General features: G+C 69.3%; 15 protein-coding genes. 3 read left to right on the top strand and 12 right to left on the bottom strand.

Features of this window, described 5'->3' with window-relative positions:
* Nucleotides 1–141 precede the first annotated feature (141 nt).
* Complete coding sequence (locus PcP3B5_RS27545) at nucleotides 142–1,038, top strand: LysR family transcriptional regulator (RefSeq protein ID WP_061562941.1); 897 nt, start codon at nucleotides 142–144, stop codon at nucleotides 1,036–1,038.
* Between the two features lie 99 nt (nucleotides 1,039–1,137).
* Nucleotides 1,138–1,965: an ammonia-dependent NAD(+) synthetase gene (nadE, locus tag PcP3B5_RS27550; RefSeq protein ID WP_009613414.1), complete on the top strand. Its 828-nt coding sequence runs from the start codon at nucleotides 1,138–1,140 to the stop codon at nucleotides 1,963–1,965.
* Between the two features lie 1,007 nt (nucleotides 1,966–2,972).
* Here the strand turns inward: nadE and trhA are convergent.
* Together trhA and azu are read right to left on the bottom strand one after the other, a co-directional pair.
* Nucleotides 2,973–3,605 (bottom strand): PAQR family membrane homeostasis protein TrhA, encoded by a 633-nt coding sequence (trhA, locus tag PcP3B5_RS27555; protein ID WP_043268620.1) that lies wholly within the window; start codon nucleotides 3,603–3,605, stop codon nucleotides 2,973–2,975.
* Nucleotides 3,606–3,709: 104 nt separating this feature from the next.
* On the bottom strand, nucleotides 3,710–4,156 hold the full coding sequence (gene azu / locus PcP3B5_RS27560; protein ID WP_009613416.1) for an azurin: 447 nt from the start codon (nucleotides 4,154–4,156) through the stop codon (nucleotides 3,710–3,712).
* A 374-nt stretch (nucleotides 4,157–4,530) separates the two neighbouring features.
* Here azu and PcP3B5_RS27565 point away from each other — a divergent pair, with 374 nt between their 5' ends.
* Complete coding sequence (locus tag PcP3B5_RS27565) at nucleotides 4,531–5,118, top strand: LOG family protein (RefSeq protein ID WP_009613417.1); 588 nt, start codon at nucleotides 4,531–4,533, stop codon at nucleotides 5,116–5,118.
* On the opposite strand, the gene PcP3B5_RS27570 is transcribed toward PcP3B5_RS27565, so the two are convergent.
* The 10 genes from PcP3B5_RS27570 to PcP3B5_RS27615 all read right to left on the bottom strand — a co-directional run bounded on the left by PcP3B5_RS27570 (nucleotide 5,115) and on the right by PcP3B5_RS27615 (nucleotide 20,167).
* The gene (locus PcP3B5_RS27570; protein ID WP_058488217.1) at nucleotides 5,115–5,510 is read right to left on the bottom strand and encodes a type IV pilin protein; all 396 of its coding nucleotides are present in this window, start codon (nucleotides 5,508–5,510) and stop codon (nucleotides 5,115–5,117) included. The genes PcP3B5_RS27565 and PcP3B5_RS27570 overlap by 4 nt on opposite strands.
* A complete protein-coding gene (locus tag PcP3B5_RS27575) occupies nucleotides 5,507–9,166 on the bottom strand; it encodes a pilus assembly protein (RefSeq protein WP_061562942.1) in 3,660 nt (1,219 codons plus the stop codon). Before PcP3B5_RS27575 ends, PcP3B5_RS27570 begins: the two co-directional genes overlap by 4 nt.
* A 9-nt stretch (nucleotides 9,167–9,175) precedes the next feature.
* Complete coding sequence (locus PcP3B5_RS27580) at nucleotides 9,176–9,760, bottom strand: pilus assembly PilX family protein (RefSeq protein ID WP_058488215.1); 585 nt, start codon at nucleotides 9,758–9,760, stop codon at nucleotides 9,176–9,178.
* Nucleotides 9,757–10,515 carry a PilW family protein gene (locus PcP3B5_RS27585; RefSeq protein WP_009613424.1) on the bottom strand — a complete coding sequence of 253 codons (759 nt, stop codon included), beginning with the start codon at nucleotides 10,513–10,515 and terminating at the stop codon, nucleotides 9,757–9,759. The genes PcP3B5_RS27580 and PcP3B5_RS27585 overlap by 4 nt, the downstream gene beginning before the upstream one ends.
* Nucleotide 10,516: 1 nt before the next feature.
* Entirely contained in the window at nucleotides 10,517–11,050 is a 534-nt protein-coding gene (gene pilV / locus PcP3B5_RS27590) for a type IV pilus modification protein PilV (protein ID WP_061562943.1), read from the bottom strand.
* A complete protein-coding gene (locus tag PcP3B5_RS27595; protein ID WP_061562944.1) occupies nucleotides 11,047–11,511 on the bottom strand; it encodes a GspH/FimT family pseudopilin in 465 nt (154 codons plus the stop codon). Before PcP3B5_RS27595 ends, pilV begins: the two co-directional genes overlap by 4 nt.
* 277 nt (nucleotides 11,512–11,788) lie before the next feature.
* Nucleotides 11,789–12,640 (bottom strand): mechanosensitive ion channel family protein, encoded by an 852-nt coding sequence (locus PcP3B5_RS27600; RefSeq protein ID WP_009613430.1) that lies wholly within the window; start codon nucleotides 12,638–12,640, stop codon nucleotides 11,789–11,791.
* Nucleotides 12,641–13,404: 764 nt separating this feature from the next.
* The gene (locus tag PcP3B5_RS27605; RefSeq protein WP_145923957.1) at nucleotides 13,405–14,334 is read right to left on the bottom strand and encodes a transglutaminase family protein; all 930 of its coding nucleotides are present in this window, start codon (nucleotides 14,332–14,334) and stop codon (nucleotides 13,405–13,407) included.
* Nucleotides 14,334–16,832, bottom strand: coding sequence for a circularly permuted type 2 ATP-grasp protein (locus PcP3B5_RS27610; RefSeq protein WP_061563345.1), 2,499 nt, complete (start codon nucleotides 16,830–16,832; stop codon nucleotides 14,334–14,336). Before PcP3B5_RS27610 ends, PcP3B5_RS27605 begins: the two co-directional genes overlap by 1 nt.
* Nucleotides 16,833–16,882: 50 nt before the next feature.
* Nucleotides 16,883–20,167 carry a transglutaminase family protein gene (locus PcP3B5_RS27615; protein WP_061562945.1) on the bottom strand — a complete coding sequence of 1,095 codons (3,285 nt, stop codon included), beginning with the start codon at nucleotides 20,165–20,167 and terminating at the stop codon, nucleotides 16,883–16,885.
* Between the last annotated feature and the right edge of the window lie 11 nt (nucleotides 20,168–20,178).

Genomic DNA, 20,178 nt, shown 5'->3' on the forward strand with positions numbered 1-20,178 from the left:
TTGGAATGCAAGCAGTAATAACCGGCTTGCAGGCGGCCAACAAACGACGTTTCCTATGCACATCATTCCGTAAATTCATGCCAGGGGTGGCTGCGCGTCGGCGGAGCCGCCCTACCGGCATTCACAGAGCCGATCACGACGATGCTCAACAAACGCCACCTGCCCTCCATGACCGCCCTGCAGTGCTTCGAGGCCGTGGCCCGGCACCTGAGCTTCACCCGCGCCTCGGAGGAGCTGGCGCTGACCCAGAGCGCGGTGAGCAAGCAGGTGGCGCAGCTGGAGGAGATGCTCCAGCACCTGCTGTTCCGCCGCGTGCGCCGGCGCCTGCAACTGACCCCGGCGGGCGAGCTGTACCTGCAGGAGGTGCGCAAGATCCTCAGCCAGGTGGAGCTGTCCACCCGCTACCTGCTGTCCTATGGCGGCGAGACCGAGGTGCTGCGCGTGTCCACCCCGCCCACTTTCGGTGCGCGTTGGCTGATCCCGCTGCTCAACGGCTGGCGCCATCGCCACCCGAACATCCACCTGGACCTGCGCCAGGAACTGGAGCCCGACGACCTGCTGCACTCGCGCTGCGACGTGGCTTTCTTCTTCGGCCCCGGCACCCTGCCCGGCGCCGAGTGCCTGCACCTGTTCGGCGAGGAAATGCTGCCGGTGTGCTCGCCGGCGCTCCTCCCGGCGCAGCCGCTGGAGGACCCGCTGCAGCTGGACGAGCTGGTGCTGCTGCAGAACGCCACCCGCCCGGAGGCCTGGCACGAGTGGTTCGCCAGCCTCGACCGGCGCAGCGAGCACAGCTTCCACGGGCCGCGCTTCGACACCTTCTACATGTGCATCCGCGCCGCCCAGGCCGGCTGCGGCGTGGCCCTGCTGCCGCGCTTCCTGGTGGAGGAGGAGCTGGCCGAAGGCAAGCTGGTGGTCGCCTGGCCGCACAGCCTGCAGAGCCGCAGCGCCTACTACCTGGCCTACCCGGAGCAGGCCGCGGCGGTGCCCAAGGTGCGCGCCTTCGTCGAGTGGATCGGCGAGCACCTGGAGCGGCCCTGAAGCGCCCGCGACCATCCGGGCATCGCCCGGCACGCCGTGTGCTGGTATTTTTTCCGCATCCGACGGGCCGCGCCCGTCCACAACCGGACAGAGAAGCCCATGAAAACCATCCAAGACGACATCGCCAAGGACCTCAACGTGCAGCGGCCCTTCGCCACCGAGGCCGACGTGCAGGCGGAAATCCAGCGCCGCATCCGCTTCATCCAGGACTGCCTGCGCGAGTCGGGCACCAGGACCCTGGTGCTGGGCATCAGCGGCGGTGTCGACTCCCTCACCGCCGGCATGCTCTGCCAGCGCGCCGTGGAAGGCCTGCGCGAGGAAACCGGCAACCCGGACTACCGCTTCATCGCCGTGCGCCTGCCCTACAACGTGCAGGGCGACGAGTCCGACGCCCAGGCGGCGGTGGACTGCATCGCCCCGGACGAGCGCCACACGGTGAACATCGGCCCGGCGGTCCAGGCCCTGGCCGAGCAGACCCGCGCCCTCGACGGCCTGCCCGCCGCCACCGTGGACTTCGCCCTGGGCAACACCAAGGCGCGCATGCGCATGGTCGCCCAGTACACCATCGCCAACGCCCGCCAGGGCCTGGTGGTGGGCACCGACCACGCTGCCGAGGCGGTGATGGGCTTCTTCACCAAGTTCGGCGACGGCGCCTGCGACATCGCCCCGCTGACCGGCCTGGTGAAGCACCAGGTACGCACCATCGCCCGCACCCTGGGCGCCCCGGAATTCCTCGTGGAAAAAGTGCCCACCGCCGACCTCGAAGACCTCGCCCCCGGCAAGCCGGACGAACACGCCCACGGCGTGACCTACCAGGAGATCGACGCCTTCCTGCACGGCCAGCCGGTCAGCCCGGAGGCCTTCGAGATCATCAAGCGCACCTACGAGAAGACCCACCACAAGCGGCAGCTGCCGAAGGCGCCGTGAGGGCGCCTTGCGCCATCGCCTGTTGGCGCAACTGTCTTGCAAGCCGCGCCGGGGCGCTTTTCGTAGGATGGGTTGAGCTTGCGAAACCCATCGGGCCATGCTGATGGGTATCGCTTCGCTCAACACCATCCTACGGGTCTCGTGCTTGCCGGAGGGGGTAGCGGACCTTGTCCGCGATAGCCGGAACCTCCGGCGCGATTCGCGGATGAGATCCGCTTCTACGCTGCCCCACCCGCGCCATTCCATGTAGGAGCGCGCCCTGCGCGCGATTTCGCGGGCAGGGCCCGCTCCTACAGATTGCCGGAAGGCACGGTATTCCTACCCCCGTAGGAGCGGACCTTGTCCGCGATAGCCGGACATCCCGGCGCGTTTCGCGGATGAGATCCGCTCCTACGCTGCCCCACCCGCGCCATTCCATGTAGGAGCGCGCCCTGCGCGCGATTTCGCGGGCAGGGCCCGCTACAGGTTGCCGGGAGGCACGGTATTCCTCCCCCGTAGGAGCGGACCTTGTCCGCGATTAGCCGGAACCTCCGGCGCGATTCGCGGATGAGATCCGCTCCTACGCTGCCCCACCCGCGCCATTCCATGTAGGAGCGCGCCCTGCGCGCGATTTCGCGGGCAGGGCCCGCTCCTACAGATTGCCGGGAGGCACGGTATTCCTCCCCCCGTAGGAGCGGACCTTGTCCGCGATTAGCCGGAACCTCCGGCGCGATTCGCGGATGAGATCCGCTCCTACGCTGCCCCACCTGCGCCATTCCCCTGTAGGAGCGCGCCCTGCGCGCGATTTCGCGGGCAGGGCCCGCTCCTACAGGTTGCCGGGAGGCACGGTATTCCTCCCCCGTAGGAGCGGACCTTGTCCGCGATTAGCCGGAACCTCCGGCGCGATTCGCGGATGAGATCCGCTCCTACGCTGCCCCACCCGCGCCATTCCCCTGTAGGAGCGCGCCCTGCGCGCGAATCGCGGGCAGGGCCCGCTACAGGTTGCCGGGAGGCACGATATTCCGCTTCTATGCCACCCGCGCCGGCAGCACGTACTGCCACACCGCGATGAAGTGCAGCAGGCTGCCGGCGATCACGAACAGGTGCCAGATGCCGTGCCAGTGGCGGAAGCGCTCGTCGTAGGCGAAGAACAGGATGCCGATGGTGTAGCTGGCCCCGCCGGCCACCAGCCAGGCCAGGCCGCCCGGGCCGAGGGCGCGGTACAGCGGGCCCAGGGCGATCAGCACGATCCAGCCCATCACCGCGTAGATGACGATGGACAGCACCCGCGCCTCGGAGCGCGGCTTGAGTTCCTGCAGCATGCCCAGCACCGCCAGGCTCCAGACGATGCCGAACAGCGTCCAGCCCCAGGCGCCCTTGAGGCTCACCAGGCAGAAGGGCGTGTAGCTGCCGGCGATCAGCAGGTAGATCGACAGGTGGTCGAGCTTGCGCAGGATCGCCTTGGCCCGCCCGCGCACGCTGTGGTAGGTGGTGGAGACGCTGTAGAGCAGCAGCAGGCTGCCGCTGTAGACCGAGACGCCGACTATCTTCAGCGCATCGCCGAGCAGGCTGCTGGCGATCACCAGCCAGGTGCCGCCCACCAGCGCCGCCACGGCGCCGAGCAGGTGGGTCCAGGCATTGAATCGTTCACCGTGGTACACGTTCTTCCCCCCTGACGCGACCCAGGCACGGCGGGTCGCCTACCAGGATAAGTTAAAACGAAAAAGCCCAGCTGCAAGCCGGGCTTTCGTACGAAGCGACGAACTCACTTCAGAGCGAGGGTGCCCTTCATCATTGCCGAGTGGCCCGGGAAGCTGCAGAAGAACATGTACTGCTCGCCTTCCTTCAGCTTGGAGACGTCGAAGCTCACCGAGTCTTTCTCGCCGGAGCCGATGATCTTGGTGTGGGCGATCACGCGGGTATCGCCGTCCTTCAGGTAGTTCTTGTCCAGGCCGGCGGCCATGCCGTCGGCGACCACGCCCTGCATGTCGGCGGCGGTGGTCAGCACCCAGTTGTGGCCCATGACGTTCTTCGGCAGGGCGCCGGGGTGGGACAGGTTCACGGTGAAGGTCTTGCAGCTCTTGTCCACGCTGATGGCGTTGGTGTTGAACTGCATCTGGTCGTTGCCTTGAATGTCCACCGAGCATTCGGCAGCCAGCAGCGGGGCGCTGAACAGACCGAGCAGGGTGACAGCAGCGAGTTTGTGGAACATACGAGCCTCCTGGGCAGGTTGGGCGGAGAATCCGGAACGGCAGACTGCCCGATAGTCGGGCGGCGCCTGCTGATCCAGGTCAATTCGGTGCGGGCGGCGCCATAGTCTTGCCAGCATGCAGTTCTATCAGGCTGATACGAACTTTCAACGAGGCAAATTAGCGCGCCCCGTCCAGCATAGACCGTCACGGATGCCTGACGGAGAGCGTCGCCATGCACGACAAATCGGATACAAACATGTATACAATTTTTCAGCAAGTCCTCGCGTGCTATGCCCAGGGCGCTTACGGCGGCTAGGTCGGCCATGGCGGCTTGGAGCGCGGACACGCAGCAGTTACTCTGACGACCGTTTTGACGGTCACGGAGTTCCAGACAATGACCTTGCGTTCCATCTGCGTATTCTGCGGCGCCAGCCCCGGTGCCAGCCCCATTTACCGCGAAGCGGCCGAGAGCCTCGGCCGGCACATCGCCGAGCGCGGCCTGCGCCTGGTCTATGGCGGCGGCGCCGTGGGCCTGATGGGCATGGTGGCCGATGCCGCCCTGGCCGCCGGCGGCGAGGTGGTGGGGATCATCCCGCAGAGCCTGAAGGAGGCGGAAATCGGCCACAAGGGCCTGAGCCGCCTGGAGGTGGTCGACGGCATGCACGCGCGCAAGGCGCGCATGGCCGAGCTGAGCGACGCCTTCATCGCCCTGCCCGGCGGCCTGGGCACCCTAGAGGAGCTCTTCGAGGTCTGGACCTGGGGCCAACTGGGCTACCACGCCAAGCCCCTGGGCCTGCTGGAAGTGAACGGCTTCTACGACCCGCTGCTGAGCTTCCTCGACCACCTGGTACAGGAGCGCTTCGTCCGTGCGGAACACCGCCAGATGCTGCAGCGCGGCGCCACCCCGGCCGAACTGATCGACGCCCTGCAGGCCTGGAAGCCCCTGGCCGCGCCCAAGTGGGTCGACCGCGCGCCGACCTAGCGCCAGCACTCGCTGGTGGCCGGGCTGCGCTGGCCCAGGGCGTTGAGCGTCAGGGTGCCGCAGCGGGGATCGTTGCGTTGCGGCTCGACCTCCAGCAGGTAGCCGCCATCGCCATCTTCGCCGGCCGACAGCGTCAGGACGTAGCGCCCATTGCGCGAGGTCGCCTGCAGGCCGAGAGAGGCGATATCGGCATCGGCCACCACATAGCGGCGGTTCTGCGCGAAGAATCGTTCCTGGCGCGCCGCCGCCTCCATCAGCAGGGCCTGGCCTTCGGCGCGGTCGGAGCGCCGCGCGTATTCCACGTAGCTGGGATAGGCGACGCTGGCGAGGATGCCGACGATGACCACGACGATCATCAGCTCCAGCAGGCTGAAGCCGTTCTGCCCGCTCATTCCGATGCCTCCATCTGGCGCCAGCTCTGCCGGCCCGGGCGGATGCCGTCGTAGAAACGCACCGCCCCTTCGCTGCCGTGGGCGACACCCAGGCCGCTGGACAGGTCGAAGCCGAGGGACGCCCCGCCCAGGCCGCCGGGCAACAGCACACCGGCGACCTTGTTGCCTTCGACACGGTCCCGCGCATCGACCACGCCGTCGTTGTTGTAGTCCAGCGCGTCCGTCAGCGGCGCCCCGCCAGTCAGGGGGTTGAGCGCCAGCAGCCAGGTGCTGACGCCATCCTGGCAGGGGTCGGCGTTCGGCGTCAGGGTGGCGAACAAGGCCAGCCGGCCGCTGCTGGCCGGGTCGGCGACGACCTGCTCGCCGGTCTTCGGCAGGTCCAGCAGCCAGCCATGCACGCCGTTGCCGGCCGAGCCGGGCTTCTGCGCAGCGGGCGCCCAGGCCAGCGGGTTGCTGCTGAGGCTTCGGTAGCTGTCGGTGGCCTTGGTGAACTTCTGGGCCTGCAGCCTGTTGCGCGTCACCGTCGAGTCGTTGCCGCCCTGCTCTCCCGCGGCCAGCCTGTCCCAGATGCCGTAGAGGCTCATCGCCCGGCTGGTGTCGGCCTCGGCGTCGTGGACCTCGAAGTACTTGCCGGTTCCCAGCAGCGCCAGCACGCCCTGGCCCGAGGGATGGCGGACCAGCCAGGGCGCCGCGGTGATGGGCTGGACATTGTTGGAGGCGTCGCGGGCGCGGAACAGCGGCCGTCCGGCCAGCCCGACCCGGTAGTCCGCGGCGCCGGCGGAATCGGGACCGCCATATCCGCCCTGGCTGCCGGCCTTGTAGAGGTCGAAGCGCCAGAGGTTGCCGAGCAGGTCGCCGGCGTAGGCGTGGTCGACGATGCCGTCGCCGTCCATGTCCGCGGCGCGGGGGCTGGACAGGCCGTTGGCGGCATCGCCGCCCTGGCTCACGTTGAGTTCGCGCAGCAGCGAGCCGGTGGCGATGTCGATCAGGTAGAGCACCGCCATGTCCTGCAGGCCGTCGTAGCCGTTGGCCGCCAGCACCGCCCACTGGCCGCTGTGCAGGCGGGTGATGACCGGGCGCGCCAGGGTATGGCCGAGGCGTGCGAACGGGCCGGCGCCGCCTTCGATCTCCCAGAGCAGCTTCGGCTGCTGCGGGTCGGTGACGTCCAGGGCGAAGAGCGCGCGGCCGCCGGCGCCGAGGCCGCCGACCAGCACGGTGCGCCAGGCGCCGTCGAAGAACACGTCTTCGGCGACCAGGGGGCCGTCCACCAGGTAGCGATGCTCCGCAATGGTGTAGCGCGGATCGGTCAACCGGTACATGCCGGCCAGGGCGGGACGGGGCACGAAGGCGAAGACCTCTTCGCCGGTCTCGGCGTCGAAGGCGTGCAGCATGCCGTCGTTGGCGCCGACGTAGATCATGCTGCGCCGCGAGGCCTGCGCCGCCTTGAATTCGCTGTAGGCGTCGTCCCTGCTGCTCAGGCCGTCATTGTCGGGGCTTTCCAGGCGGTCGCGCGGCAGCGCCGGGCGGGACGGCGCCGTCACCAGCAGCGGCGCCGAGTTGACGATGTCGCCGAGCAGCCCGCCGCGCACGCGGAACTCGCTCCCTTCGAGGTCGCGCTTGCCGGCCAGGTACTGCACGCGCGCTTCGCCGCGGGAGTCCTGGTCGCCGGAGAGCGTCTGGTTGAAGACGCGCCGCTGCCCGCTGTCGAGGTTGCTCCAGGCGAAGTCCACCAGGCTCTTGCCCTTGCCCATGAGTACCCGCCGCGGGTTCTTGCGCGCGTCGAGCAGCGCCTTGGCGCTCCACAGCTGCTGCCGGCCGGCGTTCGCCGGTTGCAGGTACTTGACCAGGTCGCCGCTCCAGTCCTCGCTGGAGAAGGAGGCGACGTAGACATGCGCCTGGTCCTTCACCTCGCCGGCCGCCACCGCCGGTCGCGCCGCCGAGGCCGCACGGTTGACGATGCGCGAGAGGATGCTGGCGAAGGCGTCGACCATCTGCTGCGGGTCCTCGGCGCTGAAGAACTCGCCGCGGGAGTTGATCGCCGCGTGCCAGAGGTCGTAGACGTTGTTTTCATGATCGGAGCTCGCTGGCGGCCAGGCGATGCTGCCATTGGCCAGGCCCTGGTAGCCGGCCCCCTCGAAGGTGCCGCCGGACCATTGCGGGCTGAGCAGCGAGTGCCCCAGGCCCAGGCCCATGGTGAAAGTCACCAGGTGCTGCCAGGTCGCCGGGTTGTTGCGCGGGTCCCAGTATTGCCGGGTGGCATCCGCCTGGGCGAAGGGAACGTAGGGCTTCAGCTCGTTGGCAAGGTCCGTGCGCGCATCGGTGGCCCAGTAGTGGAAGGCCAGGTCGGCCAGGGTGTTCTTCGCCCCGTCCTTGAAGGGCGAGCGGGCCGCATAGTGAGCGCCGTCCGGCAACGTCCTGCCACTACCATCGACGTTGCCGCCCACCGAGCCCGCCCTGCCGTTCCACAGCCCATCGGTCATCATCAGGTGATAGCTGGGGCGACAGGTGAATTTCGGCTCTTTCTTGCCGCCGGGCTCGAAGTCGTAGGCTGGGCCGTCCTCGTCGGCGATGAATTTGCCGGCCCGGTCCAGCGCCTGGCGCAGAGGCGTACCGCCGCTGAACCTGACGCTCGACAGCCAGTGGAAGAAATCCGCGCGGTGCTTCTTGGCGAATGGACGAAACGGGTTGCCGCCGCTGTAGCTGATGCCGTTGCACCCCCACTGCCCGTCGAGCTGGCTGCAGCCGTTCAAATCCTGCCAGGTCAGCCGGATGGACTCGGGCAGGCTGTTGAAGGCCAGGTTGGCGGCGCTCTGGGTGGCCAGGGCGCGGTTGCGGTAGAAGGCGTACCAGATGGCGAAGTTCTCCCGTTCGTCCTCGCCGTTCGGGCCGGAGTTCGCGCCGACCTTGACCAGTTTGTAGCACTTGTCGTCGGTCGAGGACGCCGAGCAGCCGCTCAGGCTCGCGTCGAACCTGTAGTAGTAGGCCGGCACACCATGCTGGGTAAGGTCCACCGTGGAGGTGCCCGCGAACAAATCGTAACTACAGGGAACCCACCTGCCGTTGAGATGCCCATCGCACGAGAACCACCCCGTGCGCTTGATCTCCAGCCTAAGGCCGGGAGCGAGGTCACCATCCCAGGTCTGCCCGGTGGACAGCGAAGCGCTGCGCTTGAAGTCGCTTTCGGGATTCTTCGTCTGCTCGAGATCGCTCGACGAATCCGGAGAATAACGCCAGGTCACCCGGTACTCATTGGCCAGGTCGATCGTCTCGCGTCTTTCATCGAAGCCGTTACGCCTGACCTGGGTGAAATCGAAGCCACCGCCCTGGCTGACGGGGTATTCGCGCACCGTCAGTCGACCGTTGCTGAAGGTGACCTGCTTCGGCACCCGGTAGGTCAGTTGGGGGTTGTAGTACATCGGGTTGTAGCTGGCCGCCTTGGCCCGACGACTATCGGCGTGCTTACCGATGGCATCGGGAACGTAAGCCATGTGCATGCTGCCGGAACTGTCCATCGTCAGGATCAGGTTCGGCGCCACCGTCTGGCTGAGGAACAGCGGCTGCTGGCTGATGTGCAGCTTATCGGCGCTCGCCGGCATGGCCAGCCAGGCCGCTGCCAGGCCGAGGAAGAGACGGGGGTAGTGGCGGCGAAGGCTCATCGGTTTTCCTCAGTTCACGTAGCGCCGGGCGAAGACCGATTGCAGGAGCACCGGCGTGCGCCCGTCATCGCTCCCGGCATAGACGTCGGCGTAGTAGTAGTCGGTGCGCAGCTGCGGCTCGTCGAGGTTGCCCAGGTTCAGGCCGTCGCCATCGCTGGCGAAGTAGGCGGCGTGCTGGCGCAGCGTCCGGTCGAAGCCGCTCTGGCCGTCGGCGCCGCGGTAGTCGATGGCGTTCTGCGCCTTTCCCCACCACGCACCCGGATCGCTGCTCCAGCTCCACTGCCAGGCGCCCTGCTCGTCGACGCGCCGCACGCTGTCCACCTGCAGCACGCAGAGGCCCTGGCGCCCGGCGCAACTGGCGCCGCGCAGGTCGTCGCTGCCGGCGATATCCGCCAGGCGCCGCTCGACGTTGCGCAAGGCCGATTCGGCCGCGTTGAAGGCGCGCACCTGTTCCGCGCGGTTGCCGGCCAGGCGGAACTCCAACTGGCTGGCGGAGATGCCGGACAGGGCCAGCACGGTCATCAGCAGCAGCATGACCAGCGCCACGACGAGCACGGCGCCGCCCTGGGCCGTTGCGCTTGCACGGACATTCATGGCTTCAGGTTCCTCTGGGCGATGGCGGCGAAGGCGATCTGCAACGGACGGGTGTCGCTGGCGGCGATGGCGGGGGCTCGGCCACTCAGCGCCTGCCAGTCGTTGCGCACCCCGCTGACGATGCCGTCGCCCTGGCCGCCCTTGCCGGCGAACAGCAGGTACAGGCCGACCTGCTGTACTTGCTCGGTGCTGTCGGCCAGCGGCTGGAAGCTGAAATCCACCATGTCCTCGACCAGCACGCTGGCGGAACCGGGGCCGCTTCCCCCTTCGACGAAGGAAGTGCAAGTCAGCTTTCCGGCGTTGCTGTCCAGCGCCAGGTGGGCGACCACGTTGAGCGGTTTCGTCGAGAAAGGCAGCGACGCGCCGCTGCAGTCCGCCTCTTGCGCCTCCAGGCCACGCTGGTAGCGCACGCACAAGGCCGCGCTCCTGTTGCCCTGGGCCAGGGCCAGCGTCTGCCCGGCGGCGAAAGCCGGACAGCCATGGACGGCTCCCCGTGCCGGGAAGGCTTCCTCGGCTATTTGCGCCTGGGGCCTGGCCCGGTAGCCGGCGCGTGCCACCAGGCGCTCGATGGAGTGGGTGGCGAAACGGGCATTGCCCTGGTTGGCCAGTTGGCCGAACTGGAACTGGGCGTGGCGCTTCTGGTCGAGGAACAACTGGGTGACACCGATGATCAGCACGCTGCCGAGCAGCAGCGCCACCATCAGTTCGACCAGCGACAGGCCCCGCTGGCCATGCTGCAGATGGGAGGCCCTCATTTCACAGCTCCGCGCGCAGCACGTAGCTGCACACGCCCCCGTCGCACATTTTCGAACGCTTGTCGGCCCAGGCGACGCGGATCATCACCAGGGAACCGGCGTCGGAACAGGCTTCGCCCGAAGCGCTGCGGCAGACCGCGAACTCCTTCGTCAGGAGGTCCGCGGTCACCGGCAGCAAGCGCTCGATCCGGCCACGCCAGCAGCCGAGGTCGGCGGTCGCGACGCCGTCGCCACCGCTACCGCGCTGCCGTGTCCCGCAGTTGTCTGGTATGGCTGGAAAGGCGGACTTCTCGGCCTTGAAATACTTCGACTCGCCGTTCAACTGCCCCGTCGCGTCGAGCACCGCGTCGCGGTTGCTGCGCATCATCTCCAGCAGGTCGTGGGCGAGCATCACCGCGTTGCCCTGCAGGATGGCCGCCTGGGTGTTCTGCACCGCCTGCGACTGCAGGGCGAGCATGCCCAGGCCGCCCACCGTCAGCACCAGCAGCGCCACCAGCACCTCGATCAGGCCGACGCCCGCGCATGCGGCCCTCATGAGCAGCCTCCGCTGGCCGGCAAGGCTATCTGCCCGCTGGCGAGAATGCGGATGCGCTGGCAGGTCGCGCCGTCCACGGCCGGGCAGATGCTGATGCAGGTCGCGTTGCCGCCCAGGCGCCCATCGGCGCGGAAGACGATGCTGTTAGCAGCGCTGGCCAGGACGACGGCGTCACGCAGCGCCACCTGCCGCAGGCTGGTGCTGCCGGCCGTCACCGTCAGAGTCCCGCGCCAGGTACTGCCCTGGGCCGGCTTCAGTGTGACGGAGCGCCCGCGGCTGGCCGCCTCGCTGCGGGTATAGAGCAGCAGCGCATACAGCTCCTGGGCGGCGCCCTGCACCTGCTGGCTGCGTACCAGTTGGGTGAAGCCAGGCACCGCGATGGCGAGGGTGATGGCCAGCACGGCCAGGGTGACGAGCAGCTCGATCAGGCTGAAAGCGGCGAAACGGGAATGGCGTGACATCGGGCCCCCGGGCGATGAAGACGGCGACCGGCGCGGGAAGCGTCGGTCGAGGTCCACCCAGGGTGCGCTTGTCGACGGGGGGAATATGCAGGATGAATCGCCAGCTTCAGCGGGCCTCCCCACTCGGGAGAAGGTGAAATTTCCTATGGCGGCAGGAAAGCTCCTGCGCGCTCACCGGCTGTCGAGGATTGGCGACCGCCCATCCCCAACGGCGTAGGAAAACGCATTCGGAAGCACCAGGGGCACCCTTGCGGTGCCTCTGTGTGTGGCGTGGCGATCAGTTGGCGGATTGCTGCTGCACGATGATGGTCTGCGCCGGCATCGGCGCTGGGAAGCCGGTACCCAGGGCTTCCCTGATGGTGCGGTTGGTGTCGAAGTAGACCTGCCAGTAGTTGTCGTTGTGGCAGTACGGGCGCACCGCCAGCACCGGGCCGACCAGGTTGAACTCGAGGATCTCCACCTCCACCGGTGGCTCGTCGAGCACGTTGGGGATCTGCGCGATGCGCTCCTTGAGCAGGGCCGTGGCGGCCGCGTAGTCGGCGGCGCCGGACAGCTGGGCCTTGAGTTCGACGCGGCGGAAGGGGTTGTGGCTGTAGTTCTGGATGGTGTCGCCGAAGACCTTGTTGTTGCCCACCAGGGTCAGCACGTTATCCGGGGTGTTGATGGCGGTGGAGAACAGGCCGATCTCCTTGACCGTGCCGGTGACGCCGGCGGCGGTGATGAAATCGCCGACCTTGAACGGCCGCAGGACGATGATGAAGCCGCCGGCGGCGAGGTTTGCCAGCAGCCCCGACCAGGCCATGCCGATGGCCACGCCGGCCGCGGCGATCAGCGCCGCCAGGCTGGTGGTCTGCACGCCGAAGTAGCCGAGGATGCCGATCACCAGGACGATGTTGAGGGTCACGGTGATGAAGGAGCCGACGTAGCGCAGCAGCGTCGGGTCGACGCTCTGCCGGGCCAGGGCCCGCTCGACCATGCCCACCGCCAGGCCGATCAGCCAGCGGCCGATCACCCAGAAGGCGATGGCGGCGAGGATCTTGATGCCGAAGGCCAGGGCGTACTGCTGCACCAGCGACCAGATTTCGTTGAACTTCTCCGTACCCACGTTGACGATGTTCGTGTCGCCCATGGCCTGGCCCATCCGTTGATTGGGAAATGACCAGGGAAAAGCTAGCACGCCGTTTGCGGCTTGCCCGGCGGGCGGGGTTGCCAGGAGCAACTAACTTGCCGGCTGCGCAGAGGCGCTTTTCGTAGGATGGGTTGAGCTTGCGAAACCCATGCGGCCTTGGTGATGGGTATCGCTTCGCTCAACCCATCCTACGACGGCGTTCTCCTGCACCACCCTCACCCCACCCCTCTCCCGCAAGCGGGAGAGGGGGCTGTCCTGAGCGGGCGGGGAATCCGGGGTCGTCCTGGTACACCTGGTTATCCCCCGTCGCTCCCGCGAACTCGCTTGCGCTGGGCTGAGGGGGAATAACCCGGTGTTTCGTTCTCTGGAAACCTGCAGTGCGCGAGGACCATTCCCATGTAGGAGCGCGCCCTGCGCGCGATTTCGCGGGCAGGGCCCGCTCCTACAGGCTGACGCCGAACTTCCAGCCCACGCCGAACGGCTCCCTCTTCCTCCGGGAGAGGGCTGGGGTGAGGGAACGGAGTCAACCGGACACGCAGCAGCCACCCGCAAGCACCGTTCGCGAGCAAGCTCGCTCCTACAGGCTGACGCCGAACCTCCAGCCCACGCCGAACGGCCCCCTCTCCCTCCGGGAGAGGGCTGGGGTGAGGGAGCGGAGTCAACCGGACACATAGCAGCCACCCGCAAGCACCGTTCGCGAGCAAGAACTAGGCGTCCCCCTCGATCCTACGGAGAGCACCTCGGAGCCTGGCCGTGTTGCTCCGTCACACCGCCAATTCCCAATGCGGCATCACCGTCACCCGCACTTCCGGGTCGTGGCTGCCGCCGCCGAGGATCACCCCGCGCAGCGGCGAGACGTCGGCGAAGTCGCGGCCCCAGGCCAGGGTGATGTGTTCCAGGGCCGGGAGGATGTTGTTGGTGGGGTCGAAGTCCACCCAGCCGTTGGCCGGGCAGTACAGCGAGACCCAGGCGTGGGAGGCGTCGGCGCCGATCAGGCGGGGCTGGCCGGGTGGCGGGCGGGTCAGCAGGTAGCCGCTGACGTAGCGTGCCGCCAGGCCGCGCGAGCGCAGGCAGGCGAGCATCAGGTGGGCGAAGTCCTGGCACACGCCGCGGCGGCGCGCCAGCACTTCGGTCAGGGGCGTCGCCACCTGGGTGGCTTCGGCGTCGAAGGCGAATTCGTCGAAGATTTTCTGCATCAGCGCCGCGGCGCCTTCCAGCAGCGGCCGGCCGGCGGGGAAGCAGTCGGCGGCGAATTCGGCGAACTGGCGCTTGATGCGCACGTAGGGCGATTCCATGCGGAAGCGGCAGGCTTCCAGTTCCTGCGCCGACAGGGCGCGGCCGCTGAAGGCCAAGCCGGCGGCCACTTGTTCCCAGGCCGGCGAGGCGTGCAGCGGCGGGCGCGGCAGCACTTCGATTTGCAGGCGGGCGTTCACCTGCAGTTCGTCGTGGGGCCGTTCGAAGGCCAGGCGCGTCAGCGGGTTGCCGAACACGTCGAAGCCGTCGCTGCGCTGGGTGGGCACGGGTTCGATTTGCAGTTCGCGGCCCAGGCAGCGCTGCCGGGGACAGTCGCGCGGCCACAGGTGCAGCAGTTGCTGCGACAGCGACACCGGCGCGGCATAGCGGTAGCGGGTGTCGTGGAACACCTGGTAGCGCGCCACCGGCGCGGACGTTGGGGAAAGCTGGGCTTCGGCCATCAGGTGGACACCGTGCGCTGGCTGACGTCGTCGACGTGGGCGAAGTAGCGCAGGCCGAGGCGGTCGGATGCCTGGCCGGCGCCCTGCGCCAGTTCGCGCAGCAGGCGCGCCAGGCCGGCGAGCACTTCGTCCTGCCCGGCGCTGCCGAACAGCGGGTTCTCCAGGGTAGCGAAGTCGAAGGCCAGCAGGCGCGCGGTGAGCAGCGCCAGTTCCTGCTCGCGGGGCATGCCGAATTCCTGGTGCAGGCGTTCCAGGGAACGCTCCAGGGCCTGCAGCTGGAAGTACAGGGCGTGGGGATTCTGCTCGTGCAGCAACAGCAGGTCGAGCACCGGGATCAGCTGCGGCCCGGCGAGGTAGCGCGAGCGGTAGGTGATGGTGCTGTTGCCCAGCTCCAGCAGCCATTCCAGGGCGCCCGGGTCCCAGGCTGCGCCGCCGTCGAGGAAGCCGGCGATGGCGTCGGCGAAGAACTGGATGCGCTCGATGCGCCGGCCGATCATCAGGAAGCGCCAGCCGTCGTCGCGGGTCATGTCGTCGAGGGCGAAGCCGGACAGCGCGGCCAGGGACATCAGCAGGCGGTTGAGGAAGTCCAGGGCGTCGCCCAGTTCGGTGTCGCGCGCGTCCAGCGCCTGTAGGTCGCGCTGCAGCTCCATCAGCGCCAGCCAGTTCTCCCGCGACAGCCGCCCGCGCACCTGGGCGGCGGCCCAGTGCAGGCGGCGCAGGTTGGCGCAGAGGCTGTTGCTCCAGTGCTCGTCCAGCAGGGCCGCCAGCAGGCGCTGCTCCAGTGGCGCCTCGCCCCGGGGGATCAGGCCCATGGCGCCGGCCAGGTCCAGCGCGCTGCGCAGGGCCTGCTCGTCGCCGTCGGCATCGACGTAGCGCGACAGCACCACGCGCAGCAGCCGGGCGTTGTCGTCGCAGCGCTCGGCGTAGCGGCCGAACCAGTAGAGGTTTTCCACCACCCGCGAGGGCAGGTACGGGTCCTGCCGGATCAGGTCGCGCGCGCCTATGTTGCGCGGCCGCAGCGGCTCGCCGTGGACCGGGCGGTCGGCCAGCACCCAGGTGTCCTTGCTGGCCCCGCCGCGCTGCATGGAGACCACTTCGGCGTCCGCCGCCGAGGCCACCCGCGTCAGGCCGCCGGGCATCACCCAGTAGCGGCCGTCGCTGGCGGCCACGGCGAACACGCGCATGCCGATGGCGCGCGATTGCAGTTCGCCGCGCGCGCCGGCCTGCTGCCACACCGGCGCCTGGGACAGCTGCGCCTGGCGCTGCGCCACGTAGGCGTGGGGCTGCGCGCGCAGGCGCTGGCACAGCTCGGTGCGGGCCGCCGGGCCCAGGGTGTGGCCGAACAGCGGCTCGAAGCTCTGCGAGGGGAAGGCCGGCTTGATGACCAGGCGCTCCAGCTCGCCCAGCACCATGTCCAGGGCGCCCGGTTCGCCGCACCAGTGGGTCTGCACCGCCGGCAGCAGCAGGTCTTCGCCGAACAGCCGGCGGCTGGCCGCCGGCAGGAAGCCCAGCAGCCCCGGCGATTCCAGCACGCCGCTGCCCAGGGCGTTGGCCACCAGCACGCGGCCGCGGCGCACGGCGTCGAGCAGGCCGGGCACGCCGAGGGCGGAGTCGGTGCGCAGTTCCAGCGGGTCGCAGAAGTCGTCGTCCAGGCGCCGCAGCACCGCGTGCACGCGCTTCAGGCCGCCGAGGGTCTTGAGGTAGAGGGTGGCGTCGCGCACCGTCAGGTCGTGGCCTTCCACCAGCGGGAAGCCCAGCTGGCGCGCCAGGTACAGGTGCTCGAAGTAGGTTTCGTTGAAGCGCCCCGGGGTCAGCAGCACCACCAGCGGCGTCTCGCCGTCGGCCGGGGCGCAGTGGGCGAGGGTTTCCTGCAGGGTGCGGAAGTAGCCGGCCAGGTACTGCACGCGCAGTTCGCGGTACAGCTCCGGCAGGGCGCGGGAGATGATCTGCCGGTTCTCCAGGGCGTAGCCGGCGCCGGAGGGCGCCTGGGTGCGGTCGGCGAGCACGTGCCAGCGGCCGTCGGCGTCGCGCGCCAGGTCCACGGCATAGCTGTGCAGGTAGATGCCGCCGGGCACCGGCAAACCGCCGCAGGGCCAGAGGAAGTTGGGGTGGCCGTAGACCAGTTCGGTCGGCAGCACGCCCTCGGCGAGCAGGCGCTGCTCGCCGTAGAGGTCGGCCAGCACCGCGTTGAGCAGCCGCCCGCGCTGCGCCACGCCGGCGGCGATGCCGGCCCATTCCTCGGCGGACAGCAGGTTGGGCAGCAGGTCCAGCTCCCAGGGGCGGTCGGCGCCCTTGGGGTCGGCGTAGACGTTGTAGGTCACGCCGTTTTCCTGGATCTGCCGCGCCAGCAGGGCCTGGCGCTGCTCCAACTGCGCGGCGCTGGCGCGTTCCAGGCGCTGGACCAGGCGTTGCCAGTGCGGGCGCACGCCGCCCGCGGCGTCCAGCAGTTCGTGGTACGCCGTGGCGGACAGCGGGTAGTGGGCGAGCAACTCGGACATCAGGGACTCGGCGTGCAAGGCGGCCTGTTCACTTTAGCGGGCGGCGGCGCTCATGTCCGCCGCAGGTCGAGGGTCATCGGCAGTTCGGCGTCGGCGCGCGGCGCCTCCACGTTCAGCTTGCCGGGCGTGTGGCCGTGGCGGAAGAAGCGCGCCAGGCGCCGGCTCTCGGCCTCGTAGGCGTTCACCGGGAAGCTGTCGTAGCTGCGCCCGCCGGGGTGGCTGACGTGGTACTGGCAGCCGCCGAGGGAGCGCTGCATCCAGGTGTCGACGATGTCGAAGACCAGCGGCGCCTGTACGCCGATGGTCGGCTGCAGGCAGGACGCCGGCTGCCAGGCGCGGTAGCGCACCGCGGCGACGTATTCGCCGACCTGGCCGGTGGGCCGCAGCGGCACCGGGCGGCCGTTGCAGGTGACCACGTAGCGGTCCGGGGCCATGCCGCCCAGCTTCAGCTGCACGCGCTCCAGGGACGAGTCCACGTAGCGCACGGCGCCGCCGGGGGCGCCCTCCTCGCCCAGCACGTGCCAGGGCTCCAGGGCCTGGCGCAGTTCCAGATCGATGCCCTTCACCGCGTAGTCGCCGTATTTCGGGAAGCGGAATTCGAAGTGCGGGGCGAACCAGTCGCTGCGCAGCGGGTAGCCGAAGGCGTTGAGTTCGTGGACCACGTCGGCGAAGTCCTGCTCGACGAAGTGCGGCAGCAGGAAGCGGTCGTGCAGTTCGGTGCCCCAGCGCACCAGCTTCGGCGGCGTGTAGGGCTCGGCCCAGAAGCGCGCCACCAGGGCCCGCAGCAGCAGTTGCTGGGCCAGGCTCATGCGCGCGTGGGGCGGCATTTCGAAGGCGCGCAGTTCCAGCAGGCCGAGGCGACCGCTGGCGCTGTCCGGCGAGTACAGCTTGTCGATGCAGAATTCGGCGCGGTGGGTGTTGCCGCTGACGTCCACCAGCAGGTTGCGCAGCAGGCGGTCGACCAGCCAGGGCGGGCAGTCGGCGCCCGGCTCGGGCATCTGCGCGAAGGCGATCTCCAGTTCGTAGAGCGCGTCGTTGCGCGCCTCGTCCACCCGCGGCGCCTGGGAGGTCGGGCCGATGAACAGGCCGGAGAACAGGTAGGACAGCGAGGGGTGGTTGTGCCAGTAGCTGACCAGGCTGCGCAGCAGGTCCGGGCGGCGCAGGAAGGGCGAGTCCGCCGGGGTGGCGCCGCCGAGGACGAAGTGGTTGCCGCCGCCGGTGCCGACGTGGCGGCCGTCGACCATGAACTTCTCGCTGGACAGCCGCGACTGGCGCGCCGCCTCGTAGAGGAATTCGGTGCGCTCGACCAGTTCGTCCCAGTTCGCCGAGGGGTGGATGTTCACTTCGATCACGCCCGGGTCGGGGGTGACGCGGAAGTTGCTCAGGCGCGGGTCGGCCGGCGGCTCGTAGCCTTCCAGCAGCACCGGGCAGCCCAGTTCGCCGGCGGTGGCCTCGATGGCGGCGACCAGCTCCAGGTAGGCCTCCAGCTCCGCCAGCGGCGGCATGAACAGGTACAGCCGGCCTTCGCGCGGCTCGGCGCACAGCGCGGTGCGGGTGATCCAGCCGGCGGACTGGTGCAGCAGCGGCTGGCGCGTGGCGTCCGGGCCGCCGGGCATGCGCTCGCGTACCTGTTGCAGTTGCGCGGCGCGGCGCAGCGGTGGGCGCGGCTGGCTGGGGTCGGCCGGGTTGACGTAGGGGTAGTCGGCCTCGCTGGCCCAGGGCTGCGAGTCCAGCGGCAGGCGGTAGCCCAGCGCCGAGTCGCCGGGGACCAGCCGGCAGTGCTCGCCACGGAGGAACCAGCGGCTGCTTTCCCAGGTGTCGCCGGCGGCGCTGCGCGCCAGCGGCAGCACATGGCCGACCTCCTCGCCCAGGCCGCGCTCGAACACCCGGCACAGGCGTTCGCGCTCCAGCGGGTCGGCCAGGCGCGGATCTTCCGGGGTGACGTTGCTGGGTAGCCGGCGCTCGCGCCAGAGGTAGTAGAACCAGTCTTCGTAGGCGGCGAACAGGGTGTCGCCGGCCAGGCCCAGGCGCCCGGCGAGGCGGCGCAGGAAGCGCGCGGCCAGGGCGGCGTCGGCGCCGTAGCTGCGGCCCTCCTCGGCGTAGAGCATGGGGTTGTTCCACAGCGGCTCGCCGTCGCGCCGCCAGTAGCAGTTGAGCGACCAGCGCGGCAGTTGCTCGCCGGGGTACCACTTGCCCTGGCCGAAGTGCACCAGGCCCTTGGGCGCGTAGTGGCGGCGCAGGCGGTGGAACAGCTCGGCGGCCAGGCGGCGCTTGTTCGGGCCCAGGGCGGCGGTGTTCCACTCGGGGTCGTCGGGGTAGTCGATGGCGATGAAGGTCGGCTCGCCGCCCATGGTCAGGCGCACGTCCCGTTCGGCGAGGTCGGCGTCGATGCGCGAACCCAGCTCGCGGATCGCCTGCCACTGTTCCTCGCTGTAGGGCTTGGTCACCCTCGGCGCTTCCCAGACGCGCTCCACGCGCATCTGGTGGCTGAACTGCACCTCGCATTCCTCCAGCGCGCCAGTGATCGGCGCCGCCGAGGACGGCTCGGGGCTGCAGGCCAGGGGGATGTGGCCCTCGCCGGCGAACAGCCCGGAGGTCGGGTCCAGCCCCACCCAGCCGGCGCCGGGCAGGTAGACCTCGGCCCAGGCGTGCAGGTCGGTGAAGTCCACTTCGGTGCCGCTGGGGCCGTCCAGGGATTTCTGGTCGGCGGTGAGCTGGATCAGGTAGCCGGAGACGAAGCGCGCCGCCAGGCCCAGGTGGCGCGCCAGCTGCACCAGCAGCCAGGCCGAGTCGCGGCAGGAGCCGGAGGCCAGCTCCAGGGTCTGCTCGGGCGTCTGCACGCCGGGTTCCATGCGGATGAGGTAGCGCACGTCGCCGGCCAGGCGCTGGTTCAGCGCGACCAGGAAGTCCACGGTGGGGCTGGCGTCGCGCGGCACCGCGGCGAGGTATTCGGCGAACCGCGGGCTGGCCGGCTGGCGCGCGAGGTAGGGCGCCAGCTCGCGCTGCTCGTCGGCGCCGTAGGCGAAGGGGAACTGCTCGGCGTAGGACTCGAGGAAGAAGTCGAAGGGGTTGAACACCGCCATCTCGGCGACCAGGTCCACCTCCACCCGCAGTTCCTCGATCTTCTCCGGGAACACCAGGCGCGCCAGGTAGTTGCCCTGCGGGTCCTGCTGCCAGTTGATGAAGTGCTTGCCCGGGACGACCTTCAGCGAATAGCCGAGGATGCGCGTGCGGCTGTGCGGCGCCGGGCGCAGGCGCACCAGTTGCGGGCCGAGGTTCACGGCGCGGTCGTAGCGGTAGTGGGTGACGTGCTGCAAGGCGACATGGATCGACACGGCGGGCCTCC

Origin of the sequence: Pseudomonas citronellolis (assembly GCF_001586155.1) — a bacterium.
In the GTDB taxonomy this organism is placed as follows: domain Bacteria; phylum Pseudomonadota; class Gammaproteobacteria; order Pseudomonadales; family Pseudomonadaceae; genus Pseudomonas; species Pseudomonas citronellolis.